General features: G+C 64.2%; 10 protein-coding genes. 3 read left to right on the forward strand and 7 right to left on the reverse strand.

Annotation, left to right across the window (positions count from 1 at the left end):
• Positions 1 to 229: 229 nt before the first annotated feature.
• The 3 genes from PCJ21_RS18215 to PCJ21_RS18225 form a co-directional block, all read right to left on the reverse strand.
• Positions 230 to 2,218, reverse strand: a complete 1,989-nt coding sequence (locus PCJ21_RS18215) for an ABC transporter permease (RefSeq protein ID WP_269932846.1) — start codon at positions 2,216 to 2,218, stop codon at positions 230 to 232.
• Positions 2,215 to 3,243 carry a quaternary amine ABC transporter ATP-binding protein gene (locus PCJ21_RS18220; protein ID WP_269932847.1) on the reverse strand — a complete coding sequence of 343 codons (1,029 nt, stop codon included), beginning with the start codon at positions 3,241 to 3,243 and terminating at the stop codon, positions 2,215 to 2,217. The genes PCJ21_RS18215 and PCJ21_RS18220 overlap by 4 nt, the downstream gene beginning before the upstream one ends.
• Before the next feature lie 95 nt (positions 3,244 to 3,338).
• The gene (locus PCJ21_RS18225) at positions 3,339 to 4,292 is read right to left on the reverse strand and encodes an ABC transporter substrate-binding protein (RefSeq protein WP_269932848.1); all 954 of its coding nucleotides are present in this window, start codon (positions 4,290 to 4,292) and stop codon (positions 3,339 to 3,341) included.
• Between the two features lie 190 nt (positions 4,293 to 4,482).
• On the opposite strand from PCJ21_RS18225, the gene torR reads away from it, so the two are divergent.
• Positions 4,483 to 5,208, forward strand: a complete 726-nt coding sequence (gene torR / locus PCJ21_RS18230; protein ID WP_269932849.1) for a two-component system response regulator TorR — start codon at positions 4,483 to 4,485, stop codon at positions 5,206 to 5,208.
• 14 nt (positions 5,209 to 5,222) lie between these two features.
• Here torR and torS read toward each other — a convergent pair whose 3' ends face one another.
• The gene (torS, locus tag PCJ21_RS18235; RefSeq protein ID WP_269932850.1) at positions 5,223 to 8,144 is read right to left on the reverse strand and encodes a TMAO reductase system sensor histidine kinase/response regulator TorS; all 2,922 of its coding nucleotides are present in this window, start codon (positions 8,142 to 8,144) and stop codon (positions 5,223 to 5,225) included.
• A 149-nt stretch (positions 8,145 to 8,293) separates the two neighbouring features.
• Between torS and torT the strand changes: the two genes are divergently transcribed.
• Positions 8,294 to 9,376, forward strand: a complete 1,083-nt coding sequence (torT, locus tag PCJ21_RS18240) for a TMAO reductase system periplasmic protein TorT (RefSeq protein WP_269932972.1) — start codon at positions 8,294 to 8,296, stop codon at positions 9,374 to 9,376.
• Between the two features lie 548 nt (positions 9,377 to 9,924).
• Positions 9,925 to 10,680 (forward strand): SDR family NAD(P)-dependent oxidoreductase, encoded by a 756-nt coding sequence (locus PCJ21_RS18245; RefSeq protein WP_269932851.1) that lies wholly within the window; start codon positions 9,925 to 9,927, stop codon positions 10,678 to 10,680.
• Positions 10,681 to 10,761: 81 nt separating this feature from the next.
• On the opposite strand, the gene PCJ21_RS18250 is transcribed toward PCJ21_RS18245, so the two are convergent.
• Genes PCJ21_RS18250 through PCJ21_RS18260 form a run of 3 tightly spaced genes read right to left on the reverse strand, consistent with a single transcriptional unit; the run spans position 10,762 to position 14,292 of the window.
• Entirely contained in the window at positions 10,762 to 13,080 is a 2,319-nt protein-coding gene (locus PCJ21_RS18250; protein ID WP_269932852.1) for a peptidoglycan DD-metalloendopeptidase family protein, read from the reverse strand.
• Entirely contained in the window at positions 13,077 to 13,493 is a 417-nt protein-coding gene (locus PCJ21_RS18255; RefSeq protein ID WP_442866041.1) for a DUF1036 domain-containing protein, read from the reverse strand. The genes PCJ21_RS18250 and PCJ21_RS18255 overlap by 4 nt, the downstream gene beginning before the upstream one ends.
• Before the next feature lie 31 nt (positions 13,494 to 13,524).
• Positions 13,525 to 14,292, reverse strand: coding sequence for a PP2C family protein-serine/threonine phosphatase (locus PCJ21_RS18260; protein ID WP_269932853.1), 768 nt, complete (start codon positions 14,290 to 14,292; stop codon positions 13,525 to 13,527).
• Between the last annotated feature and the right edge of the window lie 11 nt (positions 14,293 to 14,303).

Here is a 14,303-nt window from a genome sequence, read left to right on the forward strand (position 1 = left end):
ACGGTTGCTATTCTGATAGCTCACAGTCGGCGATCAAGCTGCAACAAATCTGGCGGATTGGCAGAAACTCGGCGCCCGCTGGCAGGCCTCGACGCCGCTATCGGGACAAGGCGGTGGTAAGATGGCGGATGCCTGGAAACCCTCGCAATAGTGGCAGAAGGCGGCGGCAGAGGCCAAAGGAACAGGCCTGGATACGCCGTCGAACGCAGCGCGCGCTCCCGCAGATAGCCTAGGCCAATCCGAGCCGCTGTTTTCGCCTCGTCGCCCATGCGTTGATCAGCTGGTCGGCGGTCAGTCCCATGAAGGCGACGCAGAGGCCGAGGACCAGTCCCTTGCCGGCATCGTTGAAGGTCAGCGCCCGGAAGATCTCCTGGCCGATGTCCTTGGTGCCGATGAAGGCGGCGATGATGACCATGAACAGCGCGAACATGATGGTCTGGTTGATGCCGAGCATGATCTCGGGGAAGGCCAGCGGCATGCGGATGTTCCACAACAGTTGGCGCCTGGTGCAGCCCGAGGTGATGCCCGCCTCGACGATTTCGGACGGCACGTTGCGCAGCCCGAAGATGGTGTAGCGGACGATCGGGATCATCGCATAGATGATGATCGCCGAGATCGCCGCCACGTCACCGACCTTGAACAGCATGATGACAGGGATCAGGTAGATGAAGGACGGGAAGGTCTGGAAGGTGTCGCACAACAGCTTGACGATGCCGGTGCGGCGCTCGCTGCGCGACGCCCAGATGCCGATCGGCAGGCCGATCATGATGCAGAGCAGCACGGCGACGGTGACCATGTAGGCGGTAATGAGCGACCGTTCCCAGTAGCCGGCGAAGGCGATGAACAGCACGAAGCCGGATACGGTCAGCGCGAGGCGCAGGCCGCCGAGCGACCAGCCCGCCGCGGCAACCAGCGCAACCATTGCCGTCCAGGGGATCGTCTGGAACAGGTCGCGGATGGGGATCAGCACGTAGAGCAGCATCGCGTTGCGCAGATATTGCAGCGGGTCGTAGAGCGTGACGGTAACCCAGTCGACGAGCGCGTCCCAGAAGGGTGCCGTGCTGAGCGCGAGCTCGGAAGGCCAGGCCTGCGCATAGGGCGTGAGCGAGGCCAACAGCAGCGATCCGACAATGACCGCCAGCGACGCGGCGAGGAACGGGAAACGTTGCAACAGGGTGGCGTCCGGCGCGACATGCGATGGCTCCCTGTAGGCTGCCGCCCGGCTCAACTGGTCGAGGGTGATCGCCATCAGCACGATCGCCACGCCGCTTTCCAGCGCCTGGCCGATCTTCAGCGCCTGGAGCCGGAACAACAGGTCATGGCCGAGACCGCGGGCGCCGACGAAGGAGGCGATGACCACCATCGCCAGGCATTGCATGATGACCTGGTTGACGCCGACGAGCAGTGACTGGCGGGCCGACGGGATCTCGACCATCCACAAAGTCTGGAAACGGGTGCAGCCGGCCATCTTGCCTGCCTCGCGGACCTCTTCGGCGACGCCCTTGAGACCGAGGATGGTGAGGCGGGCCATCGGCGGGATGGCGAAGATGACGGTGGCGATGGTGCCGGCCTTGTGGCCGACGCCGATGAACACGGCGATCGGGATCAGGTAAGAAAAATGCGGCAGCGACTGCAGGACACTGAGCAGCGGCACGATGAGCGCTTCGAACCACTGTTTCTTCACAGCGAGAATGCCGATGCCGAAACCGATGAGACCGGCGATGGGGGCGGCGACCAGCACCACCGACAAGGTGATCATCGACAGCTCCCACTTGCCGAAGATCGCCATGTAGGCGACGCATCCGGTGGACAGAAGCCCGAGCCGCCAGTCCTTGAGATACCAGCCGAGCACGCCCGACAATCCCGCGGTCATCACCCACGGCATCGCCGCGATGCCGAGCTTGGGGAAACCGGAGACGAGCAAGCCCTCGACGAAGGCCAGCGGCCAGGTGATCAGCTCGGCAATGCCGCGCGTCAGGTCGCGGAACGAGAACAGCCCGAAGATAGCGTCGTCGCGCAGGTGGTCGATGACAGTGTTCGTCCAGTCGACGAAGGGGATCGTCCAGGCTTTGGGCACTTGCACCGCCCAATCCGGCAGCAGCGAGGCGGCAAGCAGCAGCACGATGAACGGCAGGACGACCAGCAATGGCCTGGCCATCGACGCCAACGGCTTCTGTACCTCGATCTCTTCCGGCCGGGTCAGCGTCGCGGCACTCATGCGCACTGTTCCTTGCCATAGAGCGCGTCGATCAGGCTGGCGCGGCTGAGCGTGCCGACAAGCGCGCCGCCGTCGTCGATCACGTCGACCGGGCGTTCCGATGACAGCACCTGGCGGGCGACGCTGGCAAGCAGTGCCTGTGCCTGGACGGCTGCGGCGTCGGGCGTACGGGAGGATGCGGGCGCCATGACGGCGCGCACCGACAACAGCCGGTCGTGGGAAACGTTGCGGGTGAATTCGGCGACGTAAGGCGTGGCCGGGCAGGTCACCAGCTCTTCGGCGGTGCCAAGCTGCTCGACGACGCCGTCCTTCATGATGGCGATGCGGTCAGCGACGCGGATCGCTTCGTCGAAGTCGTGGGTGATGAAGACGATCGTCTTGTTGAGCACCTGCTGCAGGCGCAGGAATTCGTCCTGCATCTCGCGGCGGATCAGCGGGTCCAGCGCCGAGAATGGTTCGTCGAGGAACCACACGTCCGGGCCGACGGCGAGCGAGCGAGCGATGCCGACGCGCTGCTGCTGGCCACCGGAGAGCTCACGGGGATAGTAGCCCTCGCGGCCCTTCAGCCCGACCAGTTCGATGACTTCGCGGGCGCGTCGCTCCCTTTTCTGGCGGTCGGTGCCGCGAACCTGAAGCGGGAAGGCGACATTGTCGAGCACCGTGCGGTGCGGCAGCAAGGCGAAGTGCTGGAACACCATGCCCATCTTGTGGCGCCTGAGGTCGATCAGCTCGCGTTCGGAAGCGGCGAGGATGTCGCGGCCTTCGAACATCACTTCGCCCGATGTCGGCTCGATCAATCTTGCCAGGCAGCGCAGCAGCGTCGATTTGCCGGAGCCGGAGAGCCCCATGACGACGAGGATCTCGCCCGGCATCACCTCGAACGAGACGTCGCGGACGGCTGGAATGTAGCCTTCGGCTCGGATGGTTTCGATGGAGGGTGAACCGCCCTGGCGGCTGAGGAAACCGGCCGGATCGGAGCCATAGAGCTTCCACAGGTTGCGGCATGCGATTTTGGGTTCGGACATGTCTGCCTCTCGCCGAGGGCGGTGGGTAAGCGCGGCAAGGTGGCGCCCTCATGCGCGGGCGTCACGATGCCATGACAAGACGTGTGGAAAAGCGATTAGCTGGCGGAACCGAGCCAGGTCTTCCAGCGCCCTTCATTGTCGGCCAGCCATTTGTCGGCGGCCTGGTCGGGCTCCATATTGTCGATGTCGGCGAGCTTGGCCTGAACGGCGATGTCCATGTTGGAGAAGTTGATCTTCTGCAGGATGGCGTAGGCTTTGGGCCACTTGGTCGGGAATTCCTTCCAGGCGGCGATCTTGAGATAGCCGTCCTTCGGGTTGCCGCAGTCGTAGCTCAGTTCCTTGTTGGATCCCCAGGCCGGATCGTCCTTGCATTTGGGATCGAAGGCCGGGAACTCGACGAACTTGCCGTCATGAAGCGCCTCGACGAAGTTGGGCGTCCAGTTGAACAGGACGATCGGCTCCTTGCGCTTGACGGCGGATTCGAGTTCCGCCCACAGGGCTGCGGCCGAACCGGCGTTGACGACCTCGAAGTTCATGGCAAGGGCTTCGACGCGCTCGGAGTCGTGCTTGAGCCAGTCGACGGGACCGCCGAGGAAGCGCCCCTTGGGTGCTGTTTCGGCGCTTGCGAACTTGTCGGCGCAGGCGTTCAGCGCCTCCCATGCGGGCAGGCCGGGGCAGACCTCCTCGACATAGGTCGGATACCACCATTCCTCTCGGGTCTTGGCGTCATGGGTGGCGGCATCGACGACGCAGCCTTCCTTGACCACCTTCTGGAACGCCACGCCGAAGGCGCCTTCCCAGACTTCGTGCACCAGGCTGACGTCGCCTTCGCACAGTGCCGTGTAGACGACCTGGCTGTCGGCGGAGACATATTCGACCTTGGCGCCGCCCTTCTCAAGCAGCTTGCCGACGATGTGCGCGCCGACGACCTGGCTCGACCAGTTGTGGGTCGGGATCTTGATGACGTCGGTGGAATCCTCGGCGAATGCCGTGCCGGCCGTAAATGCCAGGATCGTGGCTACCGATGCGGACTTGGCGAAATTGGTCATTGAACCTCCCGTTCCTTTGTGTTGCGATTGTTCCCATGGAGCGCAGGAATGTCGGCCTCTGCGGGCCGGTTGGATTTCCGCTCCATCCCCGCAAAGATAGCGGCGAGAAGTGAACCGGTGTCGGCCGGCGTGTAAAAGTCGTGGTCCGAATTGTGAAAAAATGTTAATGGAAGCGGGAGGATAGGATGGCATGCGGGTTCAGCATCACATCGTGATCGTCGAGGACGACCCGGTCACGCGAGCCAAGCTGGCCGGCTACTTCCTGGCCGAGGGGTACAAGGTCAGCGAGGCTGAAGATGGCGAGCAGATGCGCGCCATCTTGGGCAGGCATCCGGCCGATTTGCTGATGATCGACATCAACTTGCCTGGAGAGGATGGACTCAAGCTGACCCGTGAGCAGCGTGAGCGCTCCGACGTCGGCATCATTCTCGTCACTGGCAGGACCGACACCATCGACCGCATCGTCGGGCTCGAAATCGGCGCCGACGATTATGTCACCAAGCCTGTCGAGCATCGGGAACTGCTGGCCCGGGTCAAGGGCCTGCTGCGCCGTGTCGGCAAGGGCCGGCAACCTGCGTTGCCCACTGGGACGCGCCAGTTCCATGGCTGGACCTTCGAGGTGGCGCGCCGCACGTTGCAGGCTGCAGACGGCACGTTCGTCGAGCTGACCGGCGCCGAGTACAAGCTGCTGTCGGTGTTGACCGCCAACCCCGGCCAGGTGCTGGAACGAGAGCGTCTCTTGCACGAGATATCGCGGCGCGAGTGGGATGCCAGCGACCGCACCGTGGATGTGCTGGTCAGGCGCCTGCGGCAGAAGCTAAACGACAGTCCGCGCACGCCCCGCATCATAGTCACCGCGCATGGCGAGGGCTATTTCTTCGCCCCGGGCGCCAACCAACCGATGCCAGGAGCGTAAGGTTTCCCGCCCCGCTATGCCGAATGGGGGGCGTCGGCGGCAGCAACTTGCAGCAGTTTCGCCCATTGCCGCGATCCCTCGGCGAAGGCTGCCTCGCAAGCGAAGACGAGCTGTCGCAGATCACTTGCAGGCGTGTCCACCGCCACGGCTTCGAGTTTTTCCGCAGTTTTCAGCAGCCTTGGAAAGCCCAGAGAACCGGCTGTGCTGCGGGTGGCGTGGGCGAGGTCGCGCAAGGCTTCGCGGTCGTCCGCCTTCACGGCGTCGTGCATGGACTGGAAACGCCGGGGCATGCTGTCATGGGCGATCCGATGCAACCGCAGTACCGTATCGGAGCCCAATGCGTCGAAATCCGCCTGGCAGGCGGTCGCGTCAAGCGCGGGCAAGGTCTGATCGCCAGGCTTGGAGGAACGGCCCGACAGGGTAGCGACGGCGTCGAGCAATTGCTCGTGCACGATCGGCTTGGCGACAAACGCGTCCACGCCGGCATCGAGATAACGTTCGATATCGGTCTTGAAGACATGCGCCGACATCGCCACGACTGGCAGATCGGGCGCCGAAAGCTTCGCCCGAATGCGGTTCATCGTCTCGATGCCGTCAATGCCGGGCAGGCTGACATCCATGACGACGACGTCGGGCCGGAAGGCGCCGATCGCAGCGAGCGCAAGATAGCCTGAACTCACCGCCTTCACGTCGTGCCCTGCATTGGACAGGACCGTGGTCGAGACAAGTCGCGTGGCGTCGTCGTCCTCGACCACCAGGATCCTGCACGGCGCGGACATGCTGGCGCGCACGCTGTGATTGTCGGCCGGCAGGGCAGCCTTGGCCTTGGGCAGCGTGATGTCGAGCGTGAAGACGCTGCCACTGCCCGGCTGCGAAGCGACGCTCAGCTCCGCATCCATAAGGCGGGCGAAGTCGCGGCTGATCGCGAGGCCGAGGCCCGTGCCGCCAAAGCGGCGGGTTATCGAAGCGTCCATCTGGGTGAAAGGCTGGAAGACGTCCTGCTGCCGCTCCGGCGAAACACCGATGCCCGTGTCCTTGACGGTGAGGCGAACGGCCTGCGCCTCCTTGCGGTTGGACGCCACCTTGACGTCGACCAGCACATCGCCCCGTTCGGTGAACTTGATCGCGTTGCTGACCAGATTGAACAGGATCTGCCTGATCTTGCCGGCATCGGCGCTGAAGGCGGGCGAAAGCTTGCGGTCGAGGACGAGCCTGAGCTCGAGCCCCTTTTCGGTCGCCATCGGACGCATGAAGGCGACCACGCCGCTGACCAGCTTGGCGAGATCGAAATCGACCTTGTCGAGGGCGACATTGCCCGACTCGACCTTGGAATAGTCGAGTATGGCGTTGAGGATGCCGAGCAGCGCCTCGCCCGAACTCGCCGCGACCGACAGGTGTTCGCGTTGTTTCGGACCCAGCCTCGTCTCGGAGAGCAGCCGCATCATGCCCAGCATGCCGGTCATCGGCGTGCGGATTTCGTGGCTCATCGTGGCCAGGAAGGCCGACTTGGCGCTGTTCGCCTGTTCGGCGCGGGCGCGCGCCTCATCGTGCTCAACCGCCTCGTGCCGCAGGCGCGTGTTGACCAGCCTGATCTGCTCTGTCTGTTCCTCGACGAGATGCTGCAGTTCCTCGCGGTGGCGGCGGAGCTCGTCGGTGATGCGCTCCCGCTCCTGTTCGAGCTCGAGCCGGCGGCGCGACTCGTCGCGGAACTGGTTGACAGCAACCGCCATGGTGCGCAACTCGTCGTCGCCGCTGTCGGTGACGGTGACGTCGAGATCGCCTGCCGTCAGGCGCTGCATGGCTCGCGACAGGCCGCTGAGGCGGCGGACGAGATTGCGCTCGACATAGAACCAGACGATGGCGCCCGAGGCGAGGATGGCGCCGAACAGCGTTGCGACGAGGACGACGACACCGATGCGGACGGCGTTGTCGGCACGTTCCGCCGTCGTCCTGGCAAATTCGTCGGATCGGTCGAGGATGTTCCTGGCGACCTGGTTCTGGGTCACGGCGAGGTCGCGGTTGGCCTGGGCCATGGCCTCGAGGCTGCTGGCCAGATCGATGACGTGCTGACGGCGGCCGAAGACGGTTGCCGCCACCGGCGCGTCGCCGACCGCCGCTTCGATGGCGCCGAAGAACTCCATGCCCTGCTTGCGCCGAACCGGGTCGTCGATACTGAGGACACGCCGGCGGATCACCTTCACATGGTCCTGGAAAATGTTGCTGATCTCGTTGATCTCGGCCTTCGATTCGGCGCGGCTCAGCCGGTTGATCAGAAGGCTGACCTGGGCGCTGCGGTGGCGCAGCTCGTACATCCGCTCCATCAGGTAGATGTCGTGTTCGACGAGCCGGTCGAGCGCCACGTAGGCATCTTCGCGGCGTGCCGGATCGCCGATCAGGCCATAGAGGCTTGCCGTCACCGCCGATGCGCCGGCGGAGGCATTGGAAATCAGGGTTTCCGACAGAAGCAGGATCGACTGGGCGGCTGTCGCCGCCGCATCGGCTGCGGCGCGATAGGCCTTGTCCTCGTCCAGCCGCTGCCGCACCAGCTCGTTGTTTTGCTTGAGGTTGGCCAGCATCTTCTCGACCGAGCCGGCAAATGCCGTGACGAGTTCGGGATCGATCGACAGGCGCTGGACCTCGGCGAGCGACCGGACGATCTCCTGCGACAGGCCCGCCAGTTTGGTCTGCTCGGCTTGCAGCTCCTCGCGCGAGCGCACGGCGGCCAGGGCGGGTGCGGTAGCAATCAGCTTGGCGCTGAGTTCGGCGGTGCGCTGGGTGGCGGCCACCGCGGGCAGCGCCTGCGCGTTCACCACGGCCTGGGCATCGGCAATGTTGCGCAGGATCAGCCAGCTGACGATGCCGGATGTCAGGGACAAGCCAGTGATGCACAGGAAGGCGAGGAACAGCCTCCCGCCGATGCCGAACCTATGAAGCATGGCTCATATAACCATGGTTCGCGCAGCAAGCGGAAGCCGTCTGCAGCGCAGCGCGTTCAGGTCGACGCGCAATGGACGCGGCAGCATGTTGAATTGGTCCTTTCCGAAAATCGATTTCGATTTTCGAGGTCGTGCATTAGCGTATGGCGATGAATTCCCGCTTCCGACATCAGTGCCTGAACTTGCTGACCGTCGCGTGCCTGGCGCTTGGCAGCAGCCATTCCACTGTTGCGGCCGAGGCAGTGACGATTTGGAAACTCAACGCCTGGGAGCCGCCCTTCGACTATTCCAGGAAACCGACTGTTATCGACTACCAGCCGGTCGCCAGGGCGGCAAAGCCATGGCGCATCTGTGCCTCCTATCCGCATCTCAAGGATTCCTACTGGGTCAGCGTGAACTACGGCATGGTCGAGCAGGCGCGTTCGGCAGGTGTCAACCTGACGGTGGTCGAGGCTGGTGGCTATCCAAATCTCGACCGCCAGATCGAGCAGATCCGTAACTGCAGCGCCGATGCCGATGCACTGATCGTCGGTACTGTGTCCTATGAAGGGCTGACGCCGACCATCCGGGAAATCGCCAAACGCATGCCGGTTATCGCTGCCGTCAACGACATCGACGACGCCGGCATCGCGGCCAAGTCGGGCGTTTCATGGGAGGAAATGGGCCAGTCGATCGGTGCCTATCTGGCACGAATGCATCCGGTTGGCTCGATGCCGGTCAGCGTCGCCTGGTTTCCCGGGCCCAAGGGGGCGGGGTGGGTCAAGTTCGTCGAGTCCGGTTTCCGTGGCGCGCTGGAGCAGAGTTCGGCCAACATCTCCGCAGTCAAATGGGGCGATACCGGTGTCGAGATCCAGCTCTTGCTGATCGAGGAATTGCTCGAGGCAAAACCCGATATCGACTATATCATCGGCAGCGCGCCAACCGCAGATGCCGCCGTCAGCATCTTGCGGGCACAGGGTCGCGCCAATCACGTCCAGATCCTGGCTGACTATTTCACCCACGGTACCTATCGGGAGATATTCAGGGGCAAGGTGGTCGCAGCGCCGACCGACTCGCCGCCTCTGCAAGGCCGGATCGCCATTGACCAGGCAATCCGGGCAATCGAGGGCACCCTGCGCTACCGCCATGTCGGGCCGCCTGTCGAAGTGATCGACCGGACAAACGTGCGGTCGCTGGACCTGGAGCGCAGTCTTGCACCGGCCTGGTTCAAGCCGACCTTCGAGGTCCAGTAGCAGCTTATTGCAAGCAGAAGCGACGCAACGCCTAAGCGCGCCGGACCCGCTTCCTGAGGATTACCCGGTCTTTGCGCGCCACATGCGCGTCATGCCTTTGTCGCTCGGGTGAAGGGAGCAGGGGATGAGGCTCCCCTACGAGGTCGAAATCGCTCGGGACGCTTTCGATGAACTCACGGCCGATACGATACGTGCAATATCCGAACAGAAGCAGTGCCAGAAGACGTAGCATGGGACCTTCCCCTTGATGTTGCCTTCCGAACGCGGGGCGCAGCCCATCGTTCCCGGAAGAAGGCAATTGGACCGGCGAAAGCTGCCGCGGGCGGGACGGGATTGACGTTCGTCTGCCGTTTCGTTGGCCAGGAAGAAAGACCGGGAAAAGACTTCCTGTTCACCGTTGCAGCGCCGGTCGTCGCCGATTGCCCGGCATTCGCTGCGTCTCGTCGCGGTAGGATACCGCCTCGCGGTCGTCCGAAGGGACTAGGACAACAACTCGCCTACGGCATAGCAATTCCGTGCAGGCGAGGCAGTGTCGAGAGGGAACCCCAATGAACGGAATCACAGGCCGGGTGGCTGTCGTAACCGGAAGTGGCAACGGCATTGGGCAGTCGTGCGCGGCGCGCCTCGCGGCAGACGGCGCTTCCGTCGCCGTCATCGATCTTGACACGGAAGCGGCCCGGGCCGTTGCCGCCGACATCGGAAAGGGTGGCGTCAAGACCCTTGGCCTCGGCGTCGACTGCACCAGTCGCACGGCGATCGAAAATGCCTTTGAAGAAATTGTCGCCACGCTTGGACCCGTCGATATCCTCGTGAACAATGTCGGGCAGAGCGCTCGCGGCCGCATGTCGGATTTCGCCGATGCCGACATGGATGTGCTGGACTTCATCCTCGACGTGAACCTGAAGAGCTGCGTGCTGTGCTCCCGCCAGGTCGTCGGAAGCATGAAGGAGCGCCAGTACGGCAAGATCGTGAACATCACCTCCGAGTCGGCTGTGAACGGGTCGCTCAAGACCTGGGAATATTCGGCAGCCAAGGCCGGTGTGATAGGGTTCACGCGTTCGATCGCCAGGGAGCTCGCCCCCTTCGGCATCACTGTGAACGCAGTCGGTCCGGGCGCGACGCGCACCCGCGCAATCGACCAACTCCCTGTGGAGTTGATCGAGCGCATCAGCAAGGGCATCCCCGCCGGCCGCATGGGCCTGCCGAAAGACATCGCCAATGCCGTGGCTTTCTTTTCGGGCGACCAGAGTGACTACGTTACCGGCCAGACGCTTCTCGTCAACGGTGGCAACTGGATGCTCTGACGCTGCAGGCAAGGGCAACAATCAAAGGCCCTGCCGCGCCTCTCTGCGTATGAGCGAAACGGCGGGGGATTGAGGCGCGCGCTACAGGCTGGCCGCCTGAGCCTCGAGCAGGCGCGAGATGGCAGCCTTGTACCGTTCGAATTCCGGCGACGCCTGTCGTATCGGGATTTGAGGGGCGGTTGGCTGGGCTGCGATGACCGGGACCTTGCCGGTCATTTTCCGTTCCGCCCACGAGACGACATAGCTGGCGTTCTTGCCTGTCAGGAAGGGATTGGCCTTGATGACGCTGACGCCCAATATGTCAACGAGCATCGCGCCGCTCGAGGCGGAGAGCACCTGGTTCGCACCCTCCATCCCGAGGAAGTGGCAAAGATACAGCCGTCCCGCGGTGATCTGGTGACCGCGCTCCTTGAGATAGGCCTCGCCTTCGCGCGCCAGGTTGCGCACCATTTCCCTTGAGATGGTCGGGTCGTAGCGCAGGGCGAGAAGCTCTTCGGTCGAGAGCGACCGCGCCAGGTCGGGCCTGTAGGTGTTCATCATGCGCAGCCATGTCTTCGAGATGAACTGGCCCAGCCCGGTTGCCGACGACAGCGGGTTCTTGGCCGTCGCGCTGCCGCCGCTTTCGACATGGACGATGCGGTTTGTCAGCAGCTCGATGGCTGAATCGTCGGAGGAGACGACGACGGTGACGGTTCCCAGCGGGTCGATCGCCTGGCCGTCCTGGTAGAGTTCGAAATGCAGGTGCGGGCCGGTCGAGAGACCCGTCGTGCCAATATAGCCGATGACCTCGCCTGCCTTGACCGTCATTCCCACGGTGATGTTTGCCGCGAAGCGTTGCATATGGGCATAGCGCGTCTCGCGCCCGTTGGCGTGCGAAATGCGGATCAGGTTTCCATAGCCCTTGCCGTCGCCTTCGAAGACGATCTGGCCGTCGAAGGCGGCGGCGATCGGCGTGCCCACGGGGGCCGCCCAGTCGACGCCCTTGTGGATGCGGACCGTCTTGAGGATGGGGTGCATGCGCGGACCGAAAGTCGACGTCATGACCCCGTTGACGGGTGTCATCATGCCGTTGGCCGCAGCCGGCGAACGTACCTGATCGTCTGGGGTAACGCAGGCGAAGTCGCCTTCGCCTTCCCGGAACACGAAACATTCGAGGTTCGTTCCGCCGCCGAGCACGCCGACATAGAGAACCCGTCCGCCGAGGCCATCCTTGCCGCGCGGCGTTTCCGAATAAAGCAGCACCAGACGCTGCTTCTCTGTCGCGAAGGCATTCAGGTCGTGACCGCGCGAGAGATACATGATTGCCTCGCCGAGCACGCTCGTCGGCACGTCGTTGCGGGCCGCGGTTGAATAGATCGCATCGAGCAGCCGGTACTGGCGCTTGTGCGCGCCGGTCTCGGGGCGGCCCGAATAGTTGAACAGGTCATCGCGTACCCAAGGGTCGACGCCGGAGACGAACAGCCCGCTGGAGTTGCGCGCGACGGTGCCGACATACTTGCTCATGGCATAGACCGAGACCTGCATCAGGGCGAAGCCTGATGCATCGCGGCGCGGCATGAAGCCGCGCATGGCGACGACATAGCCGGGCTGGAGGCCGGTCAACGCAAACTGGGTTTTCAGGGCGTCGGCGGCGAGCTTGGCTTCGTCGGCGGCGAAATGCGCCTCAAGCGCGACACTCTCGAGGCTTCTCGCGGTCAGCACCTTGACGAAGATGTCCTGCGTCGGCTCGAACCGCTCGACCTGGGGCGTGACGGTTGCGATGCTCGTGTTGTCTTCGACCGCAGTCTTCTCGAAGGCCGGCAGGGGAGCCTCGCCCTCGTCGATGGTCTCGCCCCAGCCGGCGCCGGCATCGTCGGTTAGATCGGCATCGCCGCTGGCTGTTTCATCGCCAGTCGCTTCCGGTGCCTGCACCGCCGGCTCCTCGGCAGGAGCAACGGAAGTGCCGCGCTGGGCCTGGAAGAAGGCGAAGTCTTCCTGTGACGAGGGGATCGTCGTCATGAAGCGCTCGCTGGTCGACAGCATGGTGTCGGAGAGAAACGCGACCTGGGGGGAAACACCGTCGGCGCCGAGTTCCAGCGGCCTCGCCACCGACTGGCGCCTGCTCCCGGTACCTGCCTCGTGCGACAGGTTGATCCACATCGGATCGCCGGCCAGGTCGAGGATGGCGGGAACGTAGACGCCGGCGTCTGCGGGCACCACATCGGCTTCCTCGGTCGGCTGCAGGTCTCCTTCATAGTCGGCAGCGAACCAGTAGCCGTAGCCGAGATAAGCTCCGGCGGAGAAGATGAGCAGGCAAAGCAGCCCGGCCGCCGCGACGATCTTCTTCGACCGCGACTTCTTGAGCTGAGCCTGCCGCTCGAGCTTTCTCCGCCGGAAACTGGTGTCGATGCCGTGCGTCATGGCGCGCGGGCGGTCAGAAAGAATGTCCAGCGCGCCTGCTGGAGCGTATCGACCTCATAGAACCGCGCTGCCACCTCGCCGCGCACCCAGCAGTCGTCGGTGCCGCGGATGACGAAGCGGCGGCGCTCGACGCACATGTCGGTGGAGCCATCAAGAACCGCGTTGCCGAAGACGTCGGTGGCGTAGATGTAGATGTAGCGGTTTGCGAGCTCTTCACGGATCACGTTGACGCATTGGTTGGCCCCGACGGTCCACCAGCCTTCCGTCTGGAAAGAGCCGTCGCTCTGCTGCCCTACGGCCAGGTTGACCACATCCAGGGTCTGGTTGCAGACCGTGAACTCGGCATGCGCCTGGACGGGCGACAGGACGGTCAGGAACGCGGCGCTCGCTGCGGCACAGGCAAGGTTGAGCACCCACCGGCGCGCCGACAGCAGGCGCGGACGGCTAGCGGCCTTCTGCGAAGGACATCGGAGCCGCGCCATCCGTCGCCCCCACTATTCGCACCACAACGATGGTGACGTTGTCCGTGCCGCCGCGGGCGAGGACCTTCTCCAGAAGCTCGGCGCAGACAGCCTGCGGGGATGCGGTCGCCGCCGCAGCTTCGATTTCCTCCTCCAGCACGTGGGCCGTGAGACCGTCCGTCGCCAGGACGAAGACATCGCCCGGCTTGATGTCGCCCTGATGGAAGTCGAGGGCGATCTCGTCGTTGACGCCGATGGCCCGGGTGACGACGTTGCGGCGCGGCCAGGTGCGCGCCTCCTCGGCCGAAATGGCGCCCTTGTCGACCAGCTCCTGCACCTCCGTGTGGTCGTGCGAGAGCTGCGAGATGGCCTTGTCGCGCACGAGATAGATGCGGCTGTCGCCGAGCCAGAGGCAGGCAAACTTGCCGTCCATCGCCAGCAGCGCCGCAAGCGTGGAGCCGATGGTGACGCCGCGCTCGGCGGAGATCAGGCGGATCTGGTCGTGGGCGCGCTCGAGCCGGTCTTCGAAGCGGGCGCGCAAATCCGGCGGGGAACTGGCAATGCCGATGGTGGCGAGATGTTCGACTATGCTTGCCGAGGCAAACTCGCCGTCGTCATGGCCCCCCATCCCGTCGGCAACTACCCAGACCCCGCTCCCGGGCTCGAGCAGCAGGCTGTCTTCATTGGTCTGGCGCACGCAACCCTTGTGGGTTACGCCGTAACTGTCGAAGGCAAGCGCGACATCAGCCAATTGCCTCTGGC

This window comes from Aminobacter sp. HY435 (assembly GCF_027568395.1).
Lineage (GTDB): Bacteria > Pseudomonadota > Alphaproteobacteria > Rhizobiales > Rhizobiaceae > Aminobacter.

Coding starts and splice junctions, on each gene's coding strand:
- PCJ21_RS18220 (WP_269932847.1), bottom strand. CDS start 3,243: ATGTCCGAACCCAAAATCGCATGCCGCAACCTGTGGAAGCTCTATGGC.
- PCJ21_RS18250 (WP_269932852.1), bottom strand. CDS start 13,080: ATGACGCACGGCATCGACACCAGTTTCCGGCGGAGAAAGCTCGAGCGG.
- PCJ21_RS18215 (WP_269932846.1), bottom strand. CDS start 2,218: ATGAGTGCCGCGACGCTGACCCGGCCGGAAGAGATCGAGGTACAGAAG.
- torS (WP_269932850.1), bottom strand. CDS start 8,144: ATGCTTCATAGGTTCGGCATCGGCGGGAGGCTGTTCCTCGCCTTCCTG.
- torT (WP_269932972.1), top strand. CDS start 8,294: ATGAATTCCCGCTTCCGACATCAGTGCCTGAACTTGCTGACCGTCGCG.
- PCJ21_RS18225 (WP_269932848.1), bottom strand. CDS start 4,292: ATGACCAATTTCGCCAAGTCCGCATCGGTAGCCACGATCCTGGCATTT.
- PCJ21_RS18245 (WP_269932851.1), top strand. CDS start 9,925: ATGAACGGAATCACAGGCCGGGTGGCTGTCGTAACCGGAAGTGGCAAC.
- torR (WP_269932849.1), top strand. CDS start 4,483: ATGCGGGTTCAGCATCACATCGTGATCGTCGAGGACGACCCGGTCACG.